Origin of the sequence: Pseudomonas sp., from assembly GCF_030147005.1 — a bacterium.
Taxonomy (GTDB): Bacteria; Pseudomonadota; Gammaproteobacteria; order Pseudomonadales; family Pseudomonadaceae; genus Aquipseudomonas.
Map to the genome: position 1 here is coordinate 1 of NZ_JASLAW010000010.1, position 25,254 is coordinate 25,254.

Annotated in this window: 19 protein-coding genes; 12 read left to right on the forward strand and 7 right to left on the reverse strand. The window is 61.4% G+C overall.

The window, feature by feature from the left end:
- Window positions 1-433: 433 nt before the first annotated feature.
- Window positions 434-1,609: a XylR family transcriptional regulator gene (locus Q1V60_RS00580; RefSeq protein WP_300626735.1), complete on the forward strand. Its 1,176-nt coding sequence runs from the start codon at window positions 434-436 to the stop codon at window positions 1,607-1,609.
- Here Q1V60_RS00580 and Q1V60_RS00585 read toward each other — a convergent pair.
- Window positions 1,606-2,871: a carbohydrate porin gene (locus tag Q1V60_RS00585; protein WP_300626736.1), complete on the reverse strand. Its 1,266-nt coding sequence runs from the start codon at window positions 2,869-2,871 to the stop codon at window positions 1,606-1,608. The two genes, Q1V60_RS00580 and Q1V60_RS00585, sit on opposite strands and share 4 nt — an antisense overlap.
- Window positions 2,872-2,927: 56 nt before the next feature.
- On the reverse strand, window positions 2,928-5,336 hold the full coding sequence (locus Q1V60_RS00590) for a glucose/quinate/shikimate family membrane-bound PQQ-dependent dehydrogenase (RefSeq protein ID WP_300626737.1): 2,409 nt from the start codon (window positions 5,334-5,336) through the stop codon (window positions 2,928-2,930).
- Between the two features lie 223 nt (window positions 5,337-5,559).
- On the opposite strand from Q1V60_RS00590, the gene Q1V60_RS00595 reads away from it, so the two are divergent.
- Window positions 5,560-6,861 carry an Nramp family divalent metal transporter gene (locus Q1V60_RS00595; RefSeq protein ID WP_300626738.1) on the forward strand — a complete coding sequence of 434 codons (1,302 nt, stop codon included), beginning with the start codon at window positions 5,560-5,562 and terminating at the stop codon, window positions 6,859-6,861.
- Between the two features lie 85 nt (window positions 6,862-6,946).
- Here Q1V60_RS00595 and Q1V60_RS00600 read toward each other — a convergent pair whose 3' ends face one another.
- The gene (locus tag Q1V60_RS00600; RefSeq protein ID WP_300626739.1) at window positions 6,947-8,890 is read right to left on the reverse strand and encodes a methyl-accepting chemotaxis protein; all 1,944 of its coding nucleotides are present in this window, start codon (window positions 8,888-8,890) and stop codon (window positions 6,947-6,949) included.
- Window positions 8,891-9,044: 154 nt separating this feature from the next.
- Window positions 9,045-9,935, reverse strand: a complete 891-nt coding sequence (locus tag Q1V60_RS00605) for a bestrophin family ion channel (protein ID WP_300626740.1) — start codon at window positions 9,933-9,935, stop codon at window positions 9,045-9,047.
- A 341-nt stretch (window positions 9,936-10,276) separates the two neighbouring features.
- Between Q1V60_RS00605 and Q1V60_RS00610 the strand changes: the two genes are divergently transcribed.
- Window positions 10,277-11,128, forward strand: a complete 852-nt coding sequence (locus Q1V60_RS00610) for a hypothetical protein (RefSeq protein ID WP_300626741.1) — start codon at window positions 10,277-10,279, stop codon at window positions 11,126-11,128.
- A gap of 2 nt (window positions 11,129-11,130) precedes the next feature.
- The gene (locus Q1V60_RS00615) at window positions 11,131-12,156 is read left to right on the forward strand and encodes a GGDEF domain-containing protein (protein ID WP_300626742.1); all 1,026 of its coding nucleotides are present in this window, start codon (window positions 11,131-11,133) and stop codon (window positions 12,154-12,156) included.
- A gap of 16 nt (window positions 12,157-12,172) precedes the next feature.
- Here Q1V60_RS00615 and Q1V60_RS00620 read toward each other — a convergent pair whose 3' ends face one another.
- Window positions 12,173-12,472 (reverse strand): helix-turn-helix domain-containing protein, encoded by a 300-nt coding sequence (locus Q1V60_RS00620; RefSeq protein WP_300626743.1) that lies wholly within the window; start codon window positions 12,470-12,472, stop codon window positions 12,173-12,175.
- 90 nt (window positions 12,473-12,562) lie between these two features.
- Between Q1V60_RS00620 and Q1V60_RS00625 the strand changes: the two genes are divergently transcribed.
- The 3 genes from Q1V60_RS00625 (at window position 12,563) to Q1V60_RS00635 (ending at window position 16,980) form a co-directional block, all read left to right on the forward strand.
- The gene (locus tag Q1V60_RS00625; protein ID WP_057721975.1) at window positions 12,563-13,654 is read left to right on the forward strand and encodes an NADH:flavin oxidoreductase/NADH oxidase; all 1,092 of its coding nucleotides are present in this window, start codon (window positions 12,563-12,565) and stop codon (window positions 13,652-13,654) included.
- 205 nt (window positions 13,655-13,859) lie between these two features.
- Window positions 13,860-15,995, forward strand: coding sequence for a TonB-dependent receptor (locus tag Q1V60_RS00630; RefSeq protein ID WP_300626744.1), 2,136 nt, complete (start codon window positions 13,860-13,862; stop codon window positions 15,993-15,995).
- A gap of 385 nt (window positions 15,996-16,380) precedes the next feature.
- Window positions 16,381-16,980 carry a hypothetical protein gene (locus Q1V60_RS00635; protein WP_300626745.1) on the forward strand — a complete coding sequence of 200 codons (600 nt, stop codon included), beginning with the start codon at window positions 16,381-16,383 and terminating at the stop codon, window positions 16,978-16,980.
- 15 nt (window positions 16,981-16,995) lie between these two features.
- Here Q1V60_RS00635 and Q1V60_RS00640 read toward each other — a convergent pair whose 3' ends face one another.
- Window positions 16,996-17,718 (reverse strand): FadR/GntR family transcriptional regulator, encoded by a 723-nt coding sequence (locus tag Q1V60_RS00640; RefSeq protein ID WP_300626746.1) that lies wholly within the window; start codon window positions 17,716-17,718, stop codon window positions 16,996-16,998.
- Between the two features lie 48 nt (window positions 17,719-17,766).
- Window positions 17,767-19,503 (reverse strand): IlvD/Edd family dehydratase, encoded by a 1,737-nt coding sequence (locus tag Q1V60_RS00645; RefSeq protein ID WP_057721978.1) that lies wholly within the window; start codon window positions 19,501-19,503, stop codon window positions 17,767-17,769.
- A 191-nt stretch (window positions 19,504-19,694) separates the two neighbouring features.
- Here Q1V60_RS00645 and Q1V60_RS00650 point away from each other — a divergent pair, with 191 nt between their 5' ends.
- The 5 genes from Q1V60_RS00650 to Q1V60_RS00670 form a co-directional block, all read left to right on the forward strand.
- Window positions 19,695-21,017 (forward strand): MFS transporter, encoded by a 1,323-nt coding sequence (locus Q1V60_RS00650; protein ID WP_300626747.1) that lies wholly within the window; start codon window positions 19,695-19,697, stop codon window positions 21,015-21,017.
- Between the two features lie 15 nt (window positions 21,018-21,032).
- Entirely contained in the window at window positions 21,033-22,025 is a 993-nt protein-coding gene (araD1, locus tag Q1V60_RS00655) for an AraD1 family protein (RefSeq protein ID WP_300626748.1), read from the forward strand.
- Between the two features lie 10 nt (window positions 22,026-22,035).
- Window positions 22,036-23,616, forward strand: a complete 1,581-nt coding sequence (locus tag Q1V60_RS00660; RefSeq protein ID WP_300626749.1) for an aldehyde dehydrogenase (NADP(+)) — start codon at window positions 22,036-22,038, stop codon at window positions 23,614-23,616.
- A gap of 19 nt (window positions 23,617-23,635) precedes the next feature.
- Window positions 23,636-24,499 (forward strand): SMP-30/gluconolactonase/LRE family protein, encoded by an 864-nt coding sequence (locus Q1V60_RS00665; RefSeq protein ID WP_300626750.1) that lies wholly within the window; start codon window positions 23,636-23,638, stop codon window positions 24,497-24,499.
- A 186-nt stretch (window positions 24,500-24,685) separates the two neighbouring features.
- The coding region (locus Q1V60_RS00670) for a substrate-binding domain-containing protein (protein WP_300626751.1) at window positions 24,686-25,254 on the forward strand (569 nt) is incomplete at its 3' end.

The window sequence follows — 25,254 nt, forward strand, 5'->3', positions numbered from 1 at the left end:
CTCCCGCTGGACTGCGCAGCAGTCCCATTTTCTGGGGTCGCTTCGCGACCCAGCGGGAGCAAGCTCCCTCGCCACAGGCCGACGGTTGCCTGCTCTAGCGCTTAACTGACTGGCATTGGGGCAAGCCTGGGAAAGAGGGGGGTAATCTGGTCGCTTTGGGAAATATCAAAAATTGCCGGAATGGTGACGTTGCCAAAGGCGTCTCTTCGCATCGGAGAACTGGACCCTGTCGATCTCAAAAATTTTCCTCCTCACCTAAAACGCCTGTTGGCCATCAATATGATGATGTTGATCGGTTCCGTCTTTTGGTCAGTAGTTGCAGCCATGCTGGTGGAATTTAGGTAAGTTAAGCGGGCCTCATCCCAGGTCCGCTATCCTTGGCAGTCAGACCTCTGCGTACCTGTTTGCACCGACCGGCCCCAGGACAAAAACAATGAAAACCCTACCGCCCGTGCACCGCATCGCCTTGCTCTTCAACGGCAGCAAAATCTACGACCGTGGCATCATCGCCGGCATCGGCAATTACCTGAGCAGCACCCGCGCGTCCTGGGATTTGTTCCTGGAGGAGGATTTCCTCTGCCGCCTGCGGGGCATCGAGCGTTGGCAGGGCGATGGCATCATTGCCGATTTCGATGACCCGCTGATCGGCGAAGCGTTGGCCGGGAGTCGGATACCGGTGGTGGCGGTGGGTGGTTCGTATGAGGATGTAAGCGCGTACCCCAAGGGCATTCCCTATGTGGCGACCGATAACCATGGGTTGATGAAGCTGGCCTATGAGCATCTGATTGAAGCAGGGTTGACGCGGTTTGCCTGTTTCAGCCTGCCCGAAGCCCAGGCCAATCGCTGGGCTCAGGAGCGTGAGAAAGCCTTTCGCGGCTTGATGCAGCGCGATGGCTTGCCGGTGGAGATCTATCGCGGCTTGGGTACCAGCGCGCCATTGTGGGACAGCGCGGTGGAGCAGCAGATTGCCTGGCTGCACAGTTTGCCCAAGCCCATCGGCATTATTGCCGTGACCGACGCCCGTGCCCGGCAGCTGTTGCAAGCCTGTCTGACGGCAGGCATTGCGGTGCCCGAAGAGGTGGCGCTGATCGGTATCGACAACGACCCGCTGACCCGCACGTTGACGCGGGTGCCGCTCAGTTCGGTGATCCAGGGCACCGAGACCATGGGCCGCACCGCCGCCGCGCTGCTACATCAGATGCTGCATGGCAAACCCTGTGCAGGCACGCAGATTCTGGTGCCGCCGGAGGCGATCAACGTGCAGGCCTCCAGCCTGCACCAACCCCTGGGCAATCCCTATGTGATGCAGGCCCTGCTGTTTATCCGCCAGTATGCGTGCCAGGGCATCAAGACCGCGCAGGTGGCGGCGTATGTCGGGGTGTCGCGTTCATCGTTGGAGTCGCACTTTCGCAAGGTGCGCGGCTGCAGCGTGCACGACGAGATCCTGCGCTTCAAACTCGCCGCCGCCGCCAAGGGCCTGGAAAACCAGGCGCTGGCGATTGCCGATATCGCGCAGACCTGCGGGTTCACATCGGCGCAATACCTGCACACGGTGTTTCGTCGCGAATTCGGGTGTACGCCCAGGCAATACCAGCAAGGTGCGGCTTAGAACACGGCCTTGACCTGCAAACCCAGTACCAGCGCATTGTCGATATTTTCTCCGGAAAACGCTCCCGGTTCGATGATGTATTGCACATCCGGCCGCAGGGTCAGCCAGGGCGTTGCCTGGTAGCCATAACTGAGTTCGATCAATTGCTCGGCGCTGTCCAGCGCAGGGTAGGGCCTGCCGGCATTGAAGGCTGCAAGTTCCTGTACATCGCGACTGCGCGGGTTCGGCACGGCACGGCCATACCCCAGGGCGACGGTGTCACGCGGGCGCCCTTCGAACGGTTTGTACAACACCAGCCCCGCGCCATACCACTTGCTGAACGGCGACGCCGCCTCGCTGGCCGCCGAGTATTGGCCGAAGGCATGCAAGCTGCGGCCCTGGGACGATTGTGAGGCCCACACGGCCTGGTCGATCAACAGGTAGTGGCCGCCGCGACCGCTGACATTCTTATCGCTGCCGATGCGTTTTACATCGGAGCTGTCGTAGTAATAACCGAGCTTGTATTCACCCGGCAGGCTGCCGGTATGTTTGTAGATCAATTCGATGGGTACCACGGTGCCGGTGGTGTGCCTGGGCCCCAGGTGCCAGGCGCGGCTGGAGTTGCCGTTGCTGGAAGGGTCGACATTGAACGCGGCCACGCGCAGTTGCCAGTTCGGCGAAAAGTCGTATTTAACCCGAGCGCCCAGGTGCGCGTTCGGGTAGTTGGCCCAGCCGCTGCCGCCCGACATGTTCAGCGGGTGCCCGCAGAAACCGGCGTTCATGAAGTTGCACAGAATGCCGCTGTCCAGGCCGCCGAGGTCATTGCCCATGGCCATGTAGCCGAGCTTGATGTTAAGTGCCGGGCTGAACAGCGTGCGTTCATAGCTCAACTCGGTAAGACGGGTATAAAGGCCGCCGTAGTTTTCCTGGATCGGCAGACGGTTGCCCACCAGGTCTTCGGAGGCGCTGTTGCCGCGTCGGTCGTTGACGGTCAACTGGATGCGGTCGCCATGGTTCAAACCGTAGAGTTTGCCCAGGTCGAACTGCACGCCGAGCTTCAGGTTCTGCGAATAGCGCGCCGAGCGATGTTGGCCGCCGTGAGCGTTGTAGGCGGTCTCGCCGCTGTAGTCGCCGGTGAAGCGCACGCCTTGTTCGTCGAGTTCACGGCGCAGGCCGCCCCAGTCGCCGGTCAGTGTGGTGTCGTCGGCTTGAACGGGCAGGGCGGCGGCAAAGGCCAGGCCCAGCGCCAGGCGCCCGAAGGACGTATATGAAGTAGGGTTCATGCGGGGTTTTCCAAACACAAAGCGCGGTGCGGGCGCACCGCGCGAACAGAGGGGTGTTACGGCAACGCGTAGGCGATCACGTAGTCGCCACGGTCGGTGGACTGGCGCGCACCGCCGGCGGTGACGACGATGTACTGCTTGCCGGTTTTCGGCGACACGTAGGTCATCGGGCCGCCCTGGCTGCCGACGGGCAGGCGGGCTTTCCAGATTTCATCACCGTTGCCGCTGTTGAAGGCGCGCAGGTAGAAGTCCTGGGTGCCGGCGATAAAGATCAGGCCACCCTGAGTCGACAGCGTACCGCCGAGCGTCGGCAGGCCCACCTTGATCGGCAGGTGCATGCGGATGCCCAGGGGGCCGGTGTCTTCAACGGTGCCCACAGGTACTTGCCAGGCGACCTTTTGCGTCTTCATGTCGATGGCGGTCAAGGTGCCGAACGGCGGTGCCTGGCACGGAATGCCGGCCACCGACAGGAAGCGGTTTTTGTTCACCGCATACGGCGTGCCCTTGAGCGGCACGGCGCCCATGCCGGTGTTCAGCGCTTCACCACCGGACGAGGCCAGGGCCTTGTTCTGTGACGGCACCATCTGGATCCACAGGCCCAGGCGCATGTCGTTGACGAAGATAAAGCCGTGCACCGGGTCGGTGGAAATACTGCCCCAGTTCATGCCGCCCAGGGAGCCTGGGAAACTCAGGGATTTATCGGTGCCGGGCGCGGTGTACAGGCCGTCGTAGCGCATGCCCTTGAAGTCGATGCGGCACAGCAACTGGTCATAGGGTGTGGCGCCCCACATGTCCGATTCGGTCAGGGTTTGCGCGCCGATTTGCGGCATGCCCAGGGATTTTGGCTGGGTGGGGGAGTAGGGCTCGTTGGGAATGTTCGCAGCTTTCACCGGCACTTCCTGCACGTCGGTCAGCGGTTTGCCGGTGGCGCGGTCGAGCACAAAGATTTGCCCGGCCTTGGTGCCGATCACCACGGCGGGTACCGCCTTGTCGCTGCCCGGCGGGGTGAAGTCGATCAGGCTGGGTTGCATCGGCAGGTCGAAGTCCCACAGGTCATTGTGGACCGTCTGGTAGACCCATTTTTCGGCGCCGGTGGAGGCGTCCAGCGCCAGTACCGACGCACCGTATTTATGATTGAGCGCGGTGCGCTCCACACCGTAAATGTCGGTGGACGAGCTGCCCATCGGCAAAAACACCGTGTTCATCAGCGGGTCATAGGACATCGGCGCCCAGCTGTTCGGGGTGCTGCGCACGTAGGTGCCGCCAGTGGCCGGCGCATGTTTGTCTTCGGGGTTGCCGGGGTCGAACGCCCAGCGCATCTGCCCGCTGATCACATCGAACCCGCGGATCACACCGCCCGGCATGTCGGCCTGGACGTTATCGGCAACACGACCGCCGACCACTACCGTGGTACCGGCAATCAGGGGCGCCGAGGACAGTTGGTAGTAGCTGTCCGGGACATTGCCCAACCCAGCCTTCAAATCCACCTGGCCGTGGCTGCCGAAGTCTTCGCAGAATTTGCCGGTGTCGGCATCCACGGCGATCAGGCGCGCATCGATGGTGTTGGTCAGCAGGCGACGCTGGCATTGCGCACCGGCGGCCACGCTGGCGGCGATGATCGGCGAGCTGTTCGGTTGAGTCGGCTGGGCAATCGGCGCGCTGGCATCGAAATACGCCATGCCACGGCAACGCTGCCATACCGCCGATTGGGCGTTGACCTCGTTCTTCCACAATTCTTTGCCGGTGTCGGCGTCCAGCGCGATCAAGTTGTTGTGCGGCGTGCAGATGAACACTTTATTGCCGATCTGCAGGGGCGTCAGTTGGTCCTCGGCACCGTTGCCGTCGCTGATGGCCACGTCGCCGGTGTGGTAGGTCCAGGCGACTTTGAGCTTGTCGATGTTGTCGCGATTGATCTGATCGAGGGCGGCGAAGCGGCTGCCGCCTTCGGTGTTGCCGTAGTGAGCCCAGTCTTTCTGGGCGTCGGCCGCGGCCACCGGGGTGATGCCGGGGCCGGCGCCCGTCGGCGCGACGCTTGGGTGAGCGACGAACATATTGCCCGCCGCCAGCGCCACGCCCAGCGCCAGTACGGCGGCAACGCCGTACGCACCGCGCGCCGGCCTGCCGACCAGCAACGGATACACCAGCGCGACCACGATGCCGATCACCGCGAACATGAACAGCCGCGAGAACAGCGGCCAGTACACCAGGCCTACATCCGCCACCGCCCATACGGCCGTGCCGACCAGAAACGCGGCGAACAGCCAGGCGCCCGCGCGGTTGCGCCGGGCAATCAGCAGCCCGGCGATGGCCATGACCACGCCACCGACCAGGAAGTACCAGGAACCCCCCAGGCTGACCAGCTTGGCGCCGCCGACGGCGAGCGCAAGGCCGAGCAGGGCGACGATCACGCCCAGGCCCAGGAGTAAGAATCTAGAGACGCCAGTGGCGCGTGTTGCTCGTTTCATGTCGAAAAGACTCGAGTGAGAGAGGGCAAGAGCGCGATTTTAGCAAGATAAGTAACCAGTTAGTACATTCTTGCTGACCAGCAGTTTCCCCAACGCCTTGAGCACACCCAGGCGGCGCGAAATATTTTTTAATACTTAACTCGATATCATGGTTGTACGACGTCGTATCAACTGTGTTCGACTAGCCAGGCTCTTACAAAAAAAATAACGGAGACTTCCCCCTATGACCGGTTTTCCTTCCGTCGAAGGCAAAGCTGCGGCGCGTGCGCCCGGCCATGTTGTACGACTTCTCAAGCTGCTCGGCCCCGGCGTTATCGCGGTATTGTCCTGGCTGGGCGCAGGCGATCTGATCACCTCCTCTGTCGCCGGCGCCAACTACGGTTACGCCATGATGTGGGTGCTCGCCGTCTCGCTGCTGCTCAGGTACCTGATCGTCAACATCATTGCGCGGTTCCAGCTGTGCAATAACCAGGGCATGACGATCCTTCAGGGTTATGCCCAGTTGAACCCGTTTTTCGCGTGGTTTCTGCTGGTGTACGCGCTGCTGATGGGGCATTTGATGAATGCCTACATGATCAAGGGCGCCGGTGAAGCCCTGGCCATGTTGTTCAAGACCGACTACGCGCTGCTGTGCTCGGTGGCCGTGGTGTTGGCGGTGTGGCTGCTGGTCGGGCGCAATATCTATTCGATGATCGAAGGCGTGATGAAAGGCCTGCTGGCAATCATGACCCTGGCGTTCATTGCCTTGGCGGTGATGTCCGGGCCGGATATGGCGGGTATTGTCAAAGGTACGATCGGTTTCAGCATTCCGCCGGATGAGGGCGTGCATGGCGCCTTGCTGGTGGCGGTCTCGGTGATCGGCGCGGTGGCGGGCTCGATCGCCAACTTCGTGCACCCTTATGTGATGCGCCAGAAGGGCTGGATCGGCCCGCAGCACAAGCGCATCCAGCGTAACGACCTGCTGTTTGCCGTGTTCATCGGCATCGTGATCAACCTGGCGATCTGGATTGTCGGCGCCGAGATCCTGCGCCCCAACGGGATTGAAGTGAAGACCCTGGGCGACCTGGGCAAAGCGCTGGAGATCTTCTTCGGCCCGATCGGCTGGTACATCTTCTTTATCGGTGTGTTCGCAACGCTGTTTGCCAGCATCTCGGGCAAGACCACGGCCTTTCCGATGCTGATCACCGATGCTTTCCAGCACGTGCGCCCCGGGCGCCGGGAACGCTACGGCAAAGAGTTCCACCATGACCCGATGCACAAGTGGTTCATGCTGTTCATCCTGGTGACCCCGCTGATCTGGTCGCTGCCGGGCATGCCCGATTTCGTCACCCTGACCATTGGCGTCAGCGCGCTGAACATCATTGGCCTGCCGGTGATTTCCCTCGGCTTGCTGATCATGTCCAACCAGAAGTCGCTGCTCAGCAAGGAGTACCGCAACAACCTGTTCGAAAACATCGCGTTGCTCTTCGCCACGGGGCTGGCGTTGTGGGTGGCGTTTCAGCTGGGTGTCGAACTGTTCAGTTGATGAGCGGGTGAGTGCAGGCATTGCACCGGTTTGAAGTGCAGCGAGCAGGCGGTGAAGGGCTCACCGCCTGCTTTGGGAGGGGAAGTCAGAACTTGAAGCGGTCCACCAGGCCTTTGAGCTGCCCGGAAATATCGGTCAGACGCCCCGACCCGGTCTGCGCCGAATGCGCAAACTCTTCAACCAACTGCGCATCGGCATGGATCTGCGCAATGTGCCGGTTGATCTCTTCGGCCACTTGGTGCTGCTCTTCGGCGGCGGTGGCTATCTGGGTGTTCTGGTCGCGAATCGAGTCCACCGAATTGCGGATTTTGTCGAAGCTGTCGCGGGCCTGCTGGATGCGCTCTACGCTGGTGTGTGATACCAGCAGGCTGCCTTGCATCTGCTGGGTGACTTCCTGGGTGCGGCGGGCAAGATTGCCCAGCAGGCTGTCGATCTCACCGGTCGAGTCGGCGGTGCGTCGGGCCAGGGCGCGGACCTCGTCGGCGACCACCGCGAAACCGCGGCCCTGGTCGCCGGCGCGGGCGGCTTCAATCGCTGCGTTGAGCGCCAGCAGGTTGGTCTGTTCGGCAATCGAGCGGATGGTGTCCAGAATGGTGTTGATGTTCTGGCTGTCTTGCTCCAGCAACTGCATGGTCTGGGTCGACTTCTGCAAATCTTCGCTGAGCTTGAGCACGCTGCCGGTGGCTTCGCCGATGTGCTGCTGGCCGTTGTGTACGTCGCGATAGCCTTCATCGGCACTCGATGCGGCGGCGCTGCACGAGCGGGCCACTTCATTGGCGGTGGCCACCATTTCGTTGAAGGCAGTGCTCACCAGTTCCACGGCTTCGCGTTGACGGCCGGCAGCCTGGTTCATGTTACTGGCCACTTGGCTGGTGTCGGCGGCGGCGGTTTGCAGGTCCGAGGATGCGTTGCCGATGCGTCGCACCAGTTGGGCAATCATGCTCAGGAACTGGTTGAACCACCCGGCGAGCACGGCGGTTTCGTCCTTGCCCTGCACTTTGAGCTGGCGCGTGAGGTCGCCTTCACCTTCAGCGATTTCCTGCAGGCCATCGGCCACGCCGCGAATAGGGCGCACGATCACGCGGGCGAAACTGGCGCCGACCAGTGCGAACACCACGGTCAAGGCGGCGGCGATAATGGCGATCAACCACGTCAGGCGGGTGGCGCCGGCCATCACTTCGTCACGCTTGATCAGGCCGATAAAGCGCCAGCCCAGGTCTTTGGAGCTGACAACGTTGGCCATGTAGGCCACGTCGTTGATGTTCACCTCAATCACCCCATCGCCGTGCTTGGCCAGTTCAGCGTAGTTCGGCCCCAGATCCGCCAGCGGCTTGAAGTTATGCGTGGCATCGCTGGGGTCTACCAGCACGTTGCCGTCGGCCTCGACCAGCATCAGGTAGCCGCTCTCGCCCAGCTTGATGGTGCGCACCAGTTCGGTGAGTTGCTTGAGCGACACGTCCAGGCCGACCGCGCCAAGGATGCTGCCTGTGGCATCGGTGACGGTACGCACGGTGCCGATCAGCACCACATCGTCCGGCGCCCAGTAGTAGGCGCCTGTGCGCACGGTCTTGCCGGGTGCCGCGAGGGCGGCCTTGTACCAGGGGCGTACGCGTGGGTCGTAGTTGGTCAGTTTGGCGTCGTCCGGCCAACTGGCGTAGCCGCCATCGTTCAGTCCCAGGGACAGGTAGGCGGTGGTGGGGTGGCTTTTGGCGAACTGGTCGAAAATCGCCAGCAGTTCGGTGTTGGTCGGTGTGAGCGGGATTTGTGTTGCGTCCGCGGAAGCGTAGTTCTTCAGCTGCTTGGCCGCGACTACGCGCGGGTCCTTGGCCACGAACTCGACGTTCTGGCTGATGCCGTCAAAAAACTGCTTCATGCCATTGTCGATCTGGCGGATCTCGCGGCCGCTGCTGTCGAGGAAGTTGGCAAGGGCGCCTTCTCGCACATTCAGCACCACGATAATGGCGACCAGGATGACCGGGACGCACGCGATGGCCGCAAACGCCCATGTCAGCTTCTGCTTGATATTCATGACTTCACCCGCGGGTATTTATAGTTGGCAAGGGGAGAAACGGTCGTGCTGTGCGTCGCATGCGTTGTTATGACGACATAAAGCCATGCGTACCCTCGATATATCGACCGAGGGCGGCGGCACTTGAGGCGGCACGTGCGGGGAAGGAGGGGAATCAGCCGATTCGGTCACCGGCCAGTGCGTCACGGCGCATCGATTGCAGGTTTTTCTCGATGGTTTCGCAGATGGCCTCCATTTGAATCTGGTGTTCACTGGAGCGAAACGGGCTTTGCAGGTCGGTGCCGATACGTTCGATGGCCAACAGCATGAAGCCCACCACCGTTGAGGCCAGCGGGGTGAACCAGCCGAGGGATTCCACCAGGCCCACGGGTACGATCAGGCAAAACAGCGAGATGAACAACCGTGGGAAATACACGTAAGGGTAGGGGAGCGGCGTATTGGCGATGCGCTCCATGCCGCCCTGAGCATTGGACAAGTCCACCAGCGTCGACTCCAGCCGCGCCAGGCGGATGCTGTCCAGATGGCCGTTCTTGTATTCCCGGGCCAGCAAGGCGGCTGATCCGGTGAGAATATCGTTGGCGAAGTTATTGGTGGCGCCATTGCGGGCGAACTCGTCGTCGGGGATGAACGCGCGCACTTCTTCCGGGCAAGGCTCGCCCTTGAGGTGCGCGGCCAGGCAATTCACATAGGCCACATGGCGGCGCAAGAGCGTGGATTTGACCGGGTTCACTTCGCTGTCGGGGTCGTCCAGCAAGGTCAGCACCTGGCGCGCGAAGCTGCGCGAGTTGTTGACCATCGCGCCCCACAAGGTGCGCGCTTCCCACCAGCGGTTGTAGGCGCTGCTGTTACGAAAACTGATCAGCACCACCAGCGCCGAACCCAGCAATGTCAGTGGCATCAGCGGCAGGTTGATCTTGGTGTTGAGGAACAGCATGAAATCCACCGTGACGGCGATATCCCACAACAACAGCCAGAACAGGGCCCAGCCTACATAGCCCATGGTCTTGATGATCAGGCGGTATTTCTTGATAACGGCAGCTTTCAAACGAGAACCTCGCGGCGTGCGGTTGGCAACAGTGCCAGGTTACGACGCCGTTGACGGGTGAAGGTTCGCCAGACGAGAGCCGGTTGGATGTTTTAGGGAATGGGCGGGCCGATGCCGTGGGGATTTAACAAGAAGTAACGCCGAATGGCCCACGCCACGGGCCGGGGAGAAATCTGGAACAACTTTGGTACTGATGATGTCTTGCGCAGCAATCGCTGTACATTGCGTTCGAGGCAAAAAGCCATTAACCGCAGGGTTTACCACGTGATTTGTTTTGGGGCCGGGCTGCAGGGATTTCGTAGCTGAGATCAGGAATCAAGTTGGATGATCAGGGCTCTTTCATGCATGTCAGTTCGTTGAAGTCGGCTATGTGTAATACCGCGCAAGCGCTCGAACGTCATAAGGATTTTGAATCGTGCTTGAGAGCGCATTACCACGTGCTGCTCGTGCCGTATTCCAGGCGACCTTTTTTCTATAAGAGTGCACTTAAATACAGCCGTTTGATGGTGTCGTTTGCGTTATTGAGTGAGTACTTCGCCACACCGTTACCGTTGTTGTCCGAAGTTAAGACCCTGTGCGTGACGCGCAGGTATTGTTCGAAAAACAGCCTGGAGTCCATGTTTCTGTTATTACGCGCGCTGGGCTTCATGGAGGTGGCGCCGCACCCCGAAGACAGTCGCTTCAGGGTGTACGCGCCCTCGGACGAAGCCTGCCGTGAAGCGCGGTTAATGTTGACTTCGCTTACGGAGTCGTTAGCGCGGCTGTACCCCGAAAGAGCGATTTTCCAGCGCCTGCGCGAGTTGGATGACCGTGGCTTCCTGTCCCTCTACTTCAGGGGCTTTGCCATCATTCTCGACGCCGACCTCACGGTAGATGTATTGCTGCCCGAGTGTTACTGGCTGGTGAAAAGAGACGCCGGGCACCTGTTGATGCTGGCCATTTATAACGATGCCTTTGCGCCGGAAAATGATCGGGCGACGTTCAGGTCATCTTCCTATCTGGCATTGGCCAAGCAACTTTCGGTGTCCAAGACCCACGTTATCCGAATGGTTCAGGAGGGCGTGGAAAAGGGCTATTTCAAAGCTCACTCCAAGACCCGGCTGGAAGTTTTGCCGCCGTTTGTCAGCCTGGTAAAGCGGTTCATGGCCTTTTCATTTGCGGTTGGCCTGCATGCTATTGAAATGGGAGCGTAAGGATGCCTGCTCACTTGAAGTTAAGGCCCAGGATGCGCAGGTTGCTGTCGCCTGCGGTCACGCATGCCGAATGGATAGGCATTATTGCCTGGATAGGTATCGGGTGGATCCAGGCCACGCTGTTCGACATGCCTATGTTGAGCATCACCCTTGGTCTGTTGCTTGTTTGTCGTTTTCATTCGCTGACGACGAACTTTCTGCTGTGGCGATTGCTGGGGGTGACCTACATCGTGCTGTTGTCGTTGGGGTTTGCCTATGTCATTCAGTTGAATCCGCAATTGCGTATCTATGGCTTGCCCCTGGCCGTGACGCTGGTGGTCGGCAGCGCGATCCTGTTTATCAGTGTTCAGGATTATCTGGTCGGCGCTCTGTCGGTCTGGCTCATCCTGTGGTCGCCCATGCAGGCCGAACTCTATGCCGGTACCCAGAGTTTTCTGTTGATATTCTGCGCCTCGTCGGTGTCGATCGGTTTCATCCTGAGTTATTCCTACTTGAAAAACCTGCGCTCGGTGTTGCTGGTGGAAAGTGAGTTTCGCGCACTGGCCGAGACCGATTACCTGACCTCCATCCTCAACCGGCGCGCCTTTATGCAAAGTTTCGAAAAGTTGCTCGACAGCGGCCAGGGCGGCTACTTCATCATGCTCGATATCGACAGTTTCAAGGCCAAGAATGACCTGTATGGCCACGACGTTGGCGACAAGATCCTGCGCGCCATGGCGCTCTGCCTGAAAAACGCCAAAGGCAGCCACAGCTTTGGAAGGATCGGCGGGGAGGAGTTCGGCGTGTTGTTGCAGGGAGACGACCCGGCGCTTGCCTGCGAGTTTGTCCTGGAGCTGTTGCAAGCGATCCGTTGCAGCGTCGCGGCGCCCCACAACTATACGTGCAGTGCCGGCATGGCGCGTTTTTCGTCAGGTGACGAATTGTCGGCGGTGCTCAAGATCGCCGACAAAAACCTGTATGGCGCCAAGCGTAATGGCAAGGACTGCGTGCATCTGGATGGCGCGCCGCTACGACCCGTCACGGCCTGAAGCGCAGGTACGTCGTTCAGCGCTGGGCCAGCACGCTTGCCAGCAAACCGGGGAAGCGGGCCTCGAGCTCTTCACGGCGCAAGGAATTCATATGGGTGGTGCCGACATTGCGAGTGTTCACCAGGCCGGCATCGCGTAATACCCTGAAGTGGTGGGACATGCTGGATTTGGGTCGCCCGCCGTCCAGTTCGCCGCAGCTGGCTTCCGGCACGCCGGCCAGGCAGCGCACGATATCCAGGCGCACGGGGTCGCTGAGGGCGTAGAGCACGCGCTCGAGCGTCAGTTCTTGCAGGGTAGGGTGTTTGAAGGCTCGCATGGGGCGGATCATAACAGGGGGGTATCGCTGAATACCATAGTTCGATTACCATCGAACTATCGAATCACTCACTTGCTCCTGGAGACCACGATGTCCGCACTGTTTGAACCCTTCAAGCTCAAAGACGTTACCCTGCGCAATCGCATTGCCATTCCGCCGATGTGCCAATACATGGCCGACGACGGCATGGTCAATGACTGGCACCACGTGCACCTGGCCGGCATGGCCCGTGGCGGTGCCGGCCTGCTGGTGGTCGAGGCCACGGCAGTGGCGCCCGAGGGGCGTATCACCCCAGGCTGCGCGGGCATCTGGAGCGATGCCCATGCCGAGGCGTTCGTGCCGATGGTCAAGGCCATCAAGGCTGCCGGTTCGGTACCGGGTATCCAGATTGCCCACGCCGGCCGCAAAGCCAGCGCCAACCGTCCCTGGGAAGGCGACGACCACATCCCTGCCTCCGATGCCCGTAGCTGGGAAACCATCGCCCCGTCGGCGATTGCGTTCGGCGCGAACCTGCCCAACGTGCCGCGTGCCATGACCCTGGAGGATATCGCCCGCGTCCAGCAGGACTTCGTCGACGCCGCCCGTCGTGCCCGTGATGCCGGTTTTGAATGGATCGAACTGCACTTCGCCCATGGCTACCTGGGCCAGAGCTTTTTCTCCGAACACTCCAACCAGCGTACCGACGCCTACGGCGGCAGCTTCGACAACCGCAGCCGCTTCCTCCTGGAAACCCTTGCCGCCGTGCGTGAAGTCTGGCCGGAAAACCTGCCGCTTACCGCACGTTTCGGCGTGATCGAATACGACGGCCGTGATGAGCAGACCCTCACCGAGTCCATCGAGCTGGCCCGCCGTTTCAAGGCCGGTGGCCTGGACCTGCTGAGCGTCAGCGTCGGGTTCACCATCCCGGACACCAACATCCCGTGGGGCCCTGCATTCATGGGGCCGATTGCCGAGCGTGTGCGCCGTGAGGCGGGCATTCCGGTGACGTCGGCGTGGGGCTTCGGTACGCCGCAACTGGCTGAAGGCGCGCTGCAGGCCGGGCACCTCGACCTGGTATCGGTAGGCCGTGCGCACTTGGCCGATCCGCATTGGGCGTACTTTGCGGCCAAGGAATTGGGCGTGGAGAAGTCCTCCTGGACCCTGCCGGCGCCTTACGCGCATTGGCTGGAACGCTATCGCTGAGGCCAGCCTGGCGATGTCATGAGCCACTCATTCGAGTGGCTTTTTTACGCGTGTCGTTTGAGCGACATACGCTTGATACAAAACCGACACGCGAAAAATAACAAATGAGAACCGATATCAAACGAGAATTCGTTGATATATGATGCGCCGCGAATTCTTGGCAGGTTTGCCGCCCCATCTGGCTCATTCACTAGGTTCAACATCCATGCGTCGTACCCTGATTTCCCTCTGCGTGCTTCAGGCGGTTTCCCCTTTTACGTGGGCAGAGGATGCTCCTGCCGAGAAAGCCAGTATCGAGTTGCAAGCGACCAATGTGACCGCCACCGCGGAGTTGGAGTCGGCCCAGGGGCCGGTGCAGGGCTATCACGCCACACGCTCAGCCAGTGCGACGCGCACCGACACCTCGATTCATGAAACCCCGCAGTCCATCAGCGTAGTGTCCAAGGATGTGGTCGAGGATATCGGCGCAACGCGCCTGCAGGATGCTCTTGACTATGCCGGCGGCGTTGGCCGAGCCAACAACTTTGGCGGCCAGGGCCTGACCACCTTCACCGTGCGTGGCTTTACCACCGGTGAGTTCTACCGCAACGGTTTCCCGATCAACCGCGGTTACCCGAACATGCCGGATGCCAACACCATCGAGCGCCTTGAGGTATTGCGCGGCCCCGCGACCATGCTCTACGGCCGCGGCGATCCCGGCGGCACCTTCAACGTGGTGTCCAAGCAGCCGCTGGCCGAGCGCAGCCTGACCCTGGGCAGCCAGGTGAATGATCAAGGCATGAAGCGCGGTACCCTGGATGCTTCCGGTCCGCTGGACGAAGAAGGCCGTCTGGCCTATCGCCTGAACGTGGTGGGCGAGGGCGGCGACACGTTCCGCGATCACGTCGAGACCGAGCGTTACGGCGTGGCGCCGGTGATTACCTGGCAGGCCAGCGATGACACCAAGGTGATCTTCGAAGGCGATTTCATGCGCAACAACCACCCGCTGGACCGTGGCCTGACACGCCTTCCCAACCAGCGCGGCACGCCTTCGCGCGATACCTTCTGGGGCGACAAGGATGCCGGCAAGCTGCACAACGACAACAACATGGCGCAGTTGCGTTTCGAGCATGCGCTTAACGACAACTGGACCCTGGGCGGCGGTTTCCAGTGGTTGGACGGCAGCTTGAAAGGCGATGCCATCGAGGCGAACGGGCCGCGCAGCCTGGATGCCGATGGCCGCACGCTGCAACGCAACTTCAACTACCGCAAGCTGGAATGGACCGACAAGGACTACCAGCTCAACCTGACCGGGCATTTTTCCACCGGTGGGTTCGATCACACCTTGCTCACCGGCGTGGAGTACGAGGATTACGACTACCAGTCGATCATCCAGCGTTCAAGCGACGTTGCGGGCACTTACCCGATCGACATCTTCGACCCGGTGTACGGCCAAACTCGTCCGGCACTGACCCGCACGCCGACCCACGATAAAGAAAACCTCAAGACCTACGCCGCCTTCGTGCAGGATCAGGTGGCCCTCACCGAGCGCTTGAAAGTGCTGGCAGGAGCCCGCTTCGAACGCTTTGAGCATGATTACGAAACCTACGTGAGCGTCGGGAAAAACTGGCAGGCCGCCGACAATGCCGTGACCCCGCGTTTGGGCGTGATCTACGATCTGACCGACACCGTGGCGGTCTACGCCGACGCCGCCCGTTCGTTCAAGCCCAACACCGGCGCCAGCCGTGAGGGCGGTGGTTTCGCGCCGGAGAAAGGCAAGTCTTATGAAATGGGGATCAAGTGGGAAGCGCTTGATCGCCAACTGAGCGTCGACGCAGCCATTTACCAGATCGAAAAGAAAAACGTGCTGGCTATCGACCCGCTCGACAACGCATTAAGCGTCGCAACCGGCCAGGTGCGCAGCCGCGGGTTCGACCTGAACGTGGCGGGCAATCTCACCCCAGAGTGGCGCGTGATCGGCGGCTACGCCTACGTGGATGCCGAAGTCACCCGCGACACCACCTTGCGCTCCGGCACGCGCTTGATGAACATCCCGCGCAACAGCTTCAGCCTGCTCAACGTCTACGAGTTCCAGGACGGCGCGCTGAAAGGGTTGGGCCTTGGCGCCGGCGGCAAATACGTCGACCAACGCGCCGGCCAGACCGCCAACACCGCATTCTCGATGGACGCCTACACCGTGGTCGACCTGCTCAGTTACTACAAAATCAATGAACAGGTACGCGTCAATCTGGACGTGAAAAACCTGTTCAACCGAGAGTATGAGGAGGGCGCCTTCGGCAATATCTACGCCTACCCAGGTGCACCGCGCACGGTGCAGGTAGGTATTTCCTACAGCCTGTAACGGTAAAAATGCCGACCTGAATGTGGTGAGGGAGCTTGTTTCCGCTGGGGTGCGAAGCGCCCCCAAAAGCCGGCGACTGCTGCGCAGTCGAGCGGGAGCAAGCTCCCTCGCCACGGCAAGCTCCCCGCTACAACAAGCTCCCTCGCCACGGCAAGCTCCCCGCTACAACAAGCTCCCTCGCCACGGCAAGCTCCCCGCCACAACAAGCTCCCTCGCCACGGCAAGCTCCCCGCTACAACAAGCTCCCTCGCCACAGCAAGCCTCCTCCCTACAGCAAGCCCCCCCTGAATTTGCATCAGCATTACTGTCAGGTTTGACAGTAGACGGGAACGCTCGATCGAGAGATGTTTGCTTTTCCAAGCCATGCTTAATAGGGATATTGAAAATGGAGCAGGGACAAGTAAGCGAAGCTGATGAACTCATCAAAAAAACCAACGATGCCGAGCGGCTCTTCACTCGATACGCCACCAAGTGCTACACCTCGGCCTTGCAAAAATACGCCAAGGAGATCAGTGAGACCTCGTACACCTATCTATTGGCCGAGCTTGCGGAGAGTTCGTTAAGCTCCGAAATCCTGGGTCGGCCAGGCGCCAATATCAGCCTGGTCAGGATCGAGATAGAAGAAGTCATGCTGGAGCCCGACGTGATCAAGAAGCTCAAGCGCGCCGAAACTCATTATCTGGAAACCCTGGAGTCGGTCCGCAAGTTCGAAGACCTTAAACGCTTCGAAAAAATGCAGGACACCTCCGATATCGTTCGCTCGATAAAACTCGGCGTGTCGCGCTTCAATATCCTGTTTGTCATCCTGCTGATCTGCGGATTGACGTGGTCGGCTATCAATCTGCCCAAAGAAGCCCTGGCGCTTATTTCCGCCGCGATCGGCGGGGCCATCACCCACTTGTTGTCCGAGCGCCAGGCGGTATTGGCGCTGAAAAAAGAGGGCGATAACACCTGCCCCAGGGCCAACAATAATAATCAGGAATAACTGCTACGGTGCTGGTTACAACGGCGTCAGCACATTCATCACCGTATCCAGTGCCACCCGCGTGTCATCCAGCTGCACCAGCGAGGCATGCCGCGCACCCAGTGCGTCGCGGTTCTGGATCGCGGTAAGAATCGCCTTGTGCCGGGGCAGGCTCAGGCCCTGGATATCCGGGCGGCGGTTGGTGATGTTGATCGACTCGCGCAACGGCAGCGACAGCATATTGCACATATATGCGAGCAGGTCGTTGCGGGTGGCGTCGGCAATTGCGCGGTGAAAGTCCAGGTCGGCCTGAAGCAGCTCGTCGTGGGTCTGGGCGGTTTCCATGCCCTCGTAAGCTTTTTCGATGGTCGCGATGTCTTCATCGGTGGCGGTGGTCGCGGCCATGGCCGCGATTTCCGGTTCGAGAATGCGCCGCACCCCGGCCAGGGTATTGAAGAATTCGCTGTGGGGCGTGGACTGCATCAACCAGGACAGTACGTCCGGGTCGAGCAGGTGCCATTTCAAACGTGGCCGCACCACGGCGCCCACCCGGGGCTTGGAATACACCAGGCCCTTGGCGCTGAGCACTCGCGTCGCCTCGCGCAACACCGAACGGCTGACCTTGTATTCCTCGCACAGCGTGGCTTCCATGGGCAGTCTTTCTTCCGGCTTGAAGCGACCGGAAACGATGTGCATGCCCAACTCCTGAACGATCTGGGCATGCATGCTCTTGCGCGGCTTGGGCGGCTGGTGATCCATAACGACGGGCAGGCTCTGGCTTAAGTTCGCCGCATCATAGCATCCCAATTAGTGGGAATGCCGTGGGACTTCGGCGCCACGGCAACCCACCAGGAAGTCAAAGTCACAGCCTTGATCGGCCTGCAGGACATGGTCGATGTACAGCTGACGATAGCCGCCGACGATGAGTTTTTCGGTGGGCGCCAGGTCCGCCATGCGCGCCGCCAGCTCTGCATCGGGGATGTCCAGGTGCAGGCGGCCATTGGCGCAGTCCAGTTCGATCCAATCGCCTTCCTTCACCGCGGCCAACGGCCCGCCGGCAGCGGCCTCCGGTGCCACATGCAGCACCACCGTGCCGTACGCGGTGCCGCTCATGCGCGCATCGGAAATGCGCACCATGTCGGTCACGCCCTGGGCCAGCAATTTGGCCGGCAGGCCCATGTTGCCGACTTCGGCCATGCCTGGGTAACCCTTGGGCCCGCAGTTTTTCATGACCAGGATCGAGTTGGCGTCCACGTCCAGTTCCGGATCGTTGATGCGTGCCTTGTACATGTCGAAGTTTTCGAACACCACCGCGCGGCCACGGTGTTGCATCAGCTCGGCGCTGGCGGCCGACGGCTTGAGCACCGCACCCAGTGGCGCCAGGTTGCCGCGCAGTACACAGATGCCGCCGTCGGCGCGGATCGGGTTGTCGAGGGTGCGGATCACTTCGTCCTGACCGTAGATCGGTGAGTCCTTGGTGTTCTCGCCCAACGACTTGCCATTGACGGTCAAGGCATTCGGATGCGGGATCAGGTTGGCTTCGCCCAGGCGGCGCAATACGGCGGGCAGGCCACCGGCGTAGTAGAACTCTTCCATCAGGAAGCGCCCCGAAGGTTGCAGGTCCACGATGGTCGGCATGCCACGCCCGATGCGGGTCCAGTCATCCAGGTCCAGCTCGACGCCGATGCGCCCGGCGATGGCTTTCAAGTGAATCACTGCGTTGGTCGAACCGCCGATGGCCGCGTTCACCCGGATCGCGTTTTCGAAGGCTTCCTTGGTGAGGATCTTTGACAGTTTCAAGTCTTCGCGCACCATTTCCACCGCACGCATGCCTGACATATGCGCCAGTACGTAACGTCGCGCATCCACCGCCGGAATCGCCGCGTTGTGGGGCAGGGACGTGCCCAGCGCCTCGGCCATACAGGCCATGGTCGACGCGGTGCCCATGGTGTTGCAGGTACCCGCCGAGCGCGACATGCCGCCTTCGGCCGCAAGGAAGTCATCCAGGGTAATGGTGCCGGCCTTGACCTGCTCGCTGAGCTGCCACACCACCGTGCCCGAGCCGATGTCCTGGCCTTTGTGCTTGCCGTTGAGCATCGGCCCTCCGGTGACGACGATGGCCGGCACGTCACAACTGGCGGCGCCCATCAGCAGCGCCGGGGTGGTTTTGTCGCAGCCGGTCAGCAGCACCACGCCATCGATCGGGTTGCCGCGAATGGCTTCTTCCACGTCCATGCTCGCCAGGTTGCGGGTAAGCATGGCGGTGGGGCGCAGGTTGGATTCGCCATTGGAGAACACCGGGAATTCCACCGGGAAGCCACCGGCTTCGATCACGCCGCGTTTGACGTGCTCGGCGATCTGGCGGAAATGCGCGTTGCACGGAGTCAGCTCCGACCAGGTGTTGCAGATGCCGATGATCGGCTTGCCATGGAACTGATGGTCGGCAATGCCCTGGTTCTTCATCCAGCTGCGGTACATAAAGCCGTTCTTGTCGGCAGTACCGAACCACTGGGCGGAGCGTAGGCCGGGCTTTTTATCAGACATGATCGATTCTCTTATTGTATGACTATATGTTCTATGCGTGCTTAAACATAAGCTCAAAATCGAAGCTTTGGAAGTGTTGTTTTGTAAATAGTCCTACTATATAGTCTTTCTCAACTGAGGTATGACCCTGGCGGATTTTCGCGAGAGGCGTCCCCCGAGCTTCTATAAAAACAACAATCGGAGATCGACCCATGAGCCAGGAATTGCGGCTTATTCGGCGCATCACGCTGAAACTGATTCCCTTCCTGATCCTGCTGTACCTGATTGCCTACGTGGACCGCTCCGCCGTGGGCTTCGCCAAGCTGCACATGGGCGCCGACGTCGGCATCGGCGATGCGGCCTATGGCCTGGGCGCAGGGCTGTTCTTCATTGGCTACTTCCTGTTCGAGATTCCCAGCAACCTGATGCTCGACCGCTTCGGCGCGCGGCGCTGGTTCGCCCGCATCATGATCACCTGGGGCACCATCACCATCGGCATGGCCTTTGTACAAGGGCCGCACAGCTTCTACGTGATGCGCTTTCTGCTCGGCGCGGCCGAGGCGGGGTTCTTCCCGGGCGTTCTGTACTACATCACCCAGTGGTTTCCGGTGCGCCATCGCGGCAAGATTCTCGGGCTGTTTATCCTCTCGCAACCGATCGCGATGATGATCACCGGCCCCGTGTCCGGCGGCCTGCTCGGCATGGACGGCACGCTTGGCCTGCACGGCTGGCAGTGGCTGTTTATCGTGATCGGCACCCCGGCGATCCTGCTCACCTGGCCGGTGCTGCGCTATCTGCCGGACGGCCCCAAGCAAGTCAATTGGATGAGCGAGGAAGAAAAGGCCTGGCTCACCGGCGAGTTGAACAAAGACCTGCAAGCCTACGGCCAGACCCGCCACGGCAACCCGCTGCATGCGCTCAAGGACAAGCGCGTGCTGCTGCTGGCGCTGTTCTATCTGCCGGTGACCTTGAGCATCTACGGCCTGGGCCTGTGGCTGCCGACCCTGATCAAACAGTTCGGCGGCAGCGACCTGACCACCGGCTTCATCTCCGCCGTGCCCTATATCTTCGGCATCATCGGCCTGCTGATCATCCCGCGCAGTTCCGACCGCTTGAATGACCGTTATGGCCACCTCGCCGTGCTGTACGTACTGGGCGCCATCGGCCTGTTCTCCAGCGCCTGGCTGAGCGCGCCGGTGTTGCAAATGGCGGCGCTGTGCCTGGCGGCGTTCGCGATGTTTTCCTGCACGGCGGTGTTCTGGACCTTGCCGGGGCGGTTCTTTGCCGGTGCCAGTGCGGCGGCCGGTATTGCGTTGATCAACTCGGTGGGCAACCTTGGCGGCTACATCGGCCCGTTCGTGATCGGTGCGCTGAAGGAGTACACCGGCAACCTGGCCTCGGGCTTGTACTTTTTATCCGGCGTGATGGTGTTCGGGCTGGTGCTGACCGTAGTGGTCTACCGCGTGCTGGAGCGCAAGCATGTGCTGCCCGCCGACCAATTCGCCGCCAGCGCCCGTGGCGCTACACGTACTTAAATCTGGAGAACCTGCATGCGTTTAGTTCAGTTCGAGTTGAGCAAGGGTGAGCGCCGCGTCGGCGTGGTCGAAGGCGCCACGGTGCGCGAAGTCAACGGCGCCCGCAGCGTACGTGAGTTGGCGTTGGCCGCCATCGAAGCGGGCACCCAGCTGAAGCAGCAGGTGCACAGCCTCGGCCTGGGCGACAGCCATGACTACGCCGCGCTGCTGGCCGCGCTGAAAATCCTGCCGCCGCTGGACCACCCGGACCCGGCCCATATGCTGATCAGCGGCACCGGCCTGACCCACCTGGGCAGCGCGTCGGCCCGCGACAAAATGCACCAGCAGGCCGGTGACGACAGCGCGATGACCGACACCATGCGCATTTTCAAATGGGGCGTGGAAGGCGGCAAACCGGCGGCCGGCCAGGCCGGTGTGCAGCCTGAGTGGTTCTACAAGGGCGACGGCAGCATTGTCGTGCGTCCTGGCCAGGCTTTTCCGGTTCCGCCGTTTGCCGAAGATGCCGGCGAAGAACCTGAAATCGGCGGCCTGTACGTCATCGGCCATGACCGCAAACCCTATCGACTGGGCTTTGCGGTGGGCAACGAATTCTCCGACCATGTGATGGAACGCAAGAATTACCTGTACCTGGCCCACTCCAAACTGCGCAGTTGCAGCTACGGGCCGGAGTTGCGCGTGGGCGAGTTGCCCCAGCACCTGGCCGGCACCAGCCGCATCCTGCGCAACGGCGAAGTGATCTGGCAGAATGAATTTCTCAGCGGCGAGGCCAACATGTGCCACAGCCTTGAAAACCTCGAATACCACCACTTCAAATACAGCCAGTTCCTCAAGCCGGGCGATGTGCATATCCACTTCTTCGGCACCGCCACCTTGTCATTTGCCGACGGTATACGTACCCAGGCGGGCGATGTGTTCGAGATCAGCCAGGCCGAGTTCGGCGCGCCGTTGATCAATGGCGTCGGCACGGTCGACGCGGTATTCGAGCCCGGCCAAGTCACCACCCTTTAAGGAGACCTACATGACCCAGTTCCTCGGCCACAACTACATCGGCGGCCAGCGCAGCGCCACCGGCACCACCCAACTGCAGAGCATCGACGCCACCACGGGCGAAGCCTTGCCCCAGGCGTTCTTCCAGGCGACACCGCAGGAAGTCGATGCCGCCGCCAAGGCCGCCGCTGCCGCTTACCCGGCTTACCGCGCCTTGAGCGCTTCGCGCCGTGCGCAATTTCTCGATGCGATCGCCGACGAGCTGGACGCATTGGGCGATGATTTCGTTGAGCTGGTCTGCCGCGAAACGGCATTGCCGGCCGCCCGTATCAAAGGTGAACGCGGGCGTACCAGCGGCCAGATGCGCCTGTTCGCCACAGTGCTGCGTCGCGGTGATTTCTACGGCGCGCGTATCGACAAAGCCCTGCCGGACCGCCAGCCATTGCCGCGCCCGGACCTGCGCCAATACCGCATCGGCCTGGGCCCGGTCGCGGTGTTTGGCGCCAGTAACTTCCCCCTCGCGTTCTCCACGGCCGGCGGCGATACCGCCGCTGCGCTGGCAGCCGGTTGCCCGGTGGTGTTCAAGGCCCACAGCGGGCATATGGCGACGGCGGAGCAGGTGGCCGATGCGATCATCCGCGCCGCCGAAGCCACCGAGATGCCGGCGGGTGTGTTCAACATGATCTTCGGCGGCGGCGTTGGCGAAGCGCTGGTCAAGCACCCGGCGATCCAGGCCGTGGGCTTTACCGGCTCGCTCAAGGGCGGCCGTGCCCTGTGTGACATGGCAGCGGCTCGCCCGCAGCCGATCCCGGTGTTTGCCGAGATGTCGAGCATCAACCCGGTCATCGTGCTGCCGCAGGCGCTGCAAGCCCGCGCCGAAAGCGTCGCCCGCGACCTGACCGCCTCGGTGGTGCAAGGCTGCGGCCAGTTCTGCACCAACCCCGGCCTGGTGGTCGGCATCGCTTCGCCGGCGTTCACTGCGTTCACCCAACAGGTTGCGCAACTGATCGGCGAGCAACCGGCGCAAACCATGCTCAACGCCGGTACCTTGGGCAGCTATGGCAAGGGCCTGGAAAAACTCCTGGCGCATCCTGGTATCGAGCACCTGGCGGGCAACGCACAATCGGGCAAGCAGGCCCAGCCGCAGTTGTTCAAGGCTGATGCAAGCCTGCTGATCGATGGCGATGAAGTGCTGCAGGAAGAAGTGTTCGGCCCGACCACGGTGTTTGTCGAAGTCGCCGACCAGGCCCAACTCAGCGCCGCCTTGCACGGCCTGCACGGGCAGTTGACCGCTACGATCATTGGCGAACCGGCCGACCTGCAACAGTTTGCCGAACTGACGCCGCTGCTGGAGCAGAAAGTCGGGCGCATCCTGCTCAACGGTTACCCCACCGGTGTGGAAGTCTGCGATTCGATGGTTCACGGCGGGCCATACCCGGCAACCTCCGATGCCCGTGGCACCTCGGTCGGCACCTTGGCCATCGATCGTTTCCTGCGCCCGGTGTGCTTCCAGAACTACCCTGACAGCCTGCTGCCCGACGCGCTGAAAAACGCCAATCCGCTGCGCATCCAGCGGCTGGTGGATGGCACACCGTCTCGCGAATCGTTGTAAGTCACCCGCAGGAGGCTTCATGTCGTTGAGTGCAGTCACCCCACACCGCGCCCGGTTGGGCGAAGGGCCGTTCTGGGATGTTCCGACCCAGGCCCTTTATTGGGTGGATATCGCCGCCCGGCAGGCCCTGCGCCTGATGGGCGGGCAGTTGCGAGTCTGGCAGTTACCCGAGCACGTCTCGGCGTTCATCCCCTGTGAAAGCGGGGATGCGCTGGTGACCCTGAGCAGCGGCGTGCACCGGCTGGACTTGACCACCGAAGCCTTGACCCTGCTGTGCGTGGCCGACCCGCATCCGGGCAACCGTGGCAACGAAGCGCGCTGCGATGCCCAGGGCCGACTGTGGCTGGGCACCATGCAGAACAACATCGGCGCGCACGGCGAAGACCTGCCCATCACGCGACGCTCCGGCGGGTTGTTTCGTATCGACGCCGATGGGACGGTCACGCCGCTGCTGAGCGGGCTGGGTATTCCCAACACGTTGCTGTGGAACGAGGAGAGTAGCCAGGTGCACTTTGGCGACAGCATGGACGGCACGCTCTATCAGCATTCGATCCAACCCGATGGCCAGCTCGACCCCGCCCAGGTCTGGTTCGCACCCCATGAACGCGGCGGGCCGGACGGCTCGGCCATGGACAGCGAGGGCTACATCTGGAACGCCCGTTGGGACGGCGGTTGTTTGCTGCGCCTGACGCCTGAAGGGCAGGTGGACCGTATCGTCGAACTGCCCGTCAGCCGCCCCACCAGTTGCGTGTTCGGTGGGCCTGATCTGACCACCCTGTATATCACCAGCGCCGCCAGCCCCTTGAATCACCCGTTGGACGGTGCGGTGCTGGCCATCGAAGTGGATGTCCCTGGAAAACCTTGCACTCGCTTTGCCGGATAACTTTTATAGGAAGATAACTTTTGTAGGAACAGGTGTCTTGTGGCGAGGGAGCTTGCTCCCCGCTGGGGTGCGAAGCGCCCCCAAAAAGCTGGGGATTGCTGTGCAGTCCAGCGGGAGCAAGCGCCCTCGCCACAACAAGTGTGCTTCTACAGTGCAACTCAAAAACAACAACAAGGAGTCACCCGTATGAATCGTCGTCGTGGTTTGCGTTCCCTGTGCTGCGCCGCTGTGGCGGTCTCGGCCATGAGCTTGAGCGGCCTGCTGCTGGCCGCTGAAGAAGTGAAAATCGGCTTTCTGGTCAAACAGGCCGAAGAGCCGTGGTTCCAGACCGAATGGGCGTTCGCCGAAAAAGCCGGCAAGGAGCACGGTTTTACCGTGATCAAGATCGCCGTGCCGGACGGTGAGAAGACCCTCTCGGCCATCGACAGCCTGGCCGCCAACGGCGCCAAGGGCTTTGTCATCTGCCCGCCGGACGTGTCGCTCGGCCCTGCGATTGTCGCCAAGGCCAAGGCCAACGGCCTCAAAGTGATCGCCGTGGACGACCGCTTCGTCGATGCCAAGGGCAAGTTCATGGAAGACGTGCCGTACCTGGGCATGGCCGCTTTCGAAGTGGGCCAGAAGCAGGGCGCCGCCATGGCCGCCGAAGCGAAAAAACGCGGCTGGGACTGGAAGGACACCTATGCGGTGATCAACACCTTCAATGAACTCGACACCGGCAAGAAACGCACCGACGGCTCGATCAAATCCCTGGAAGA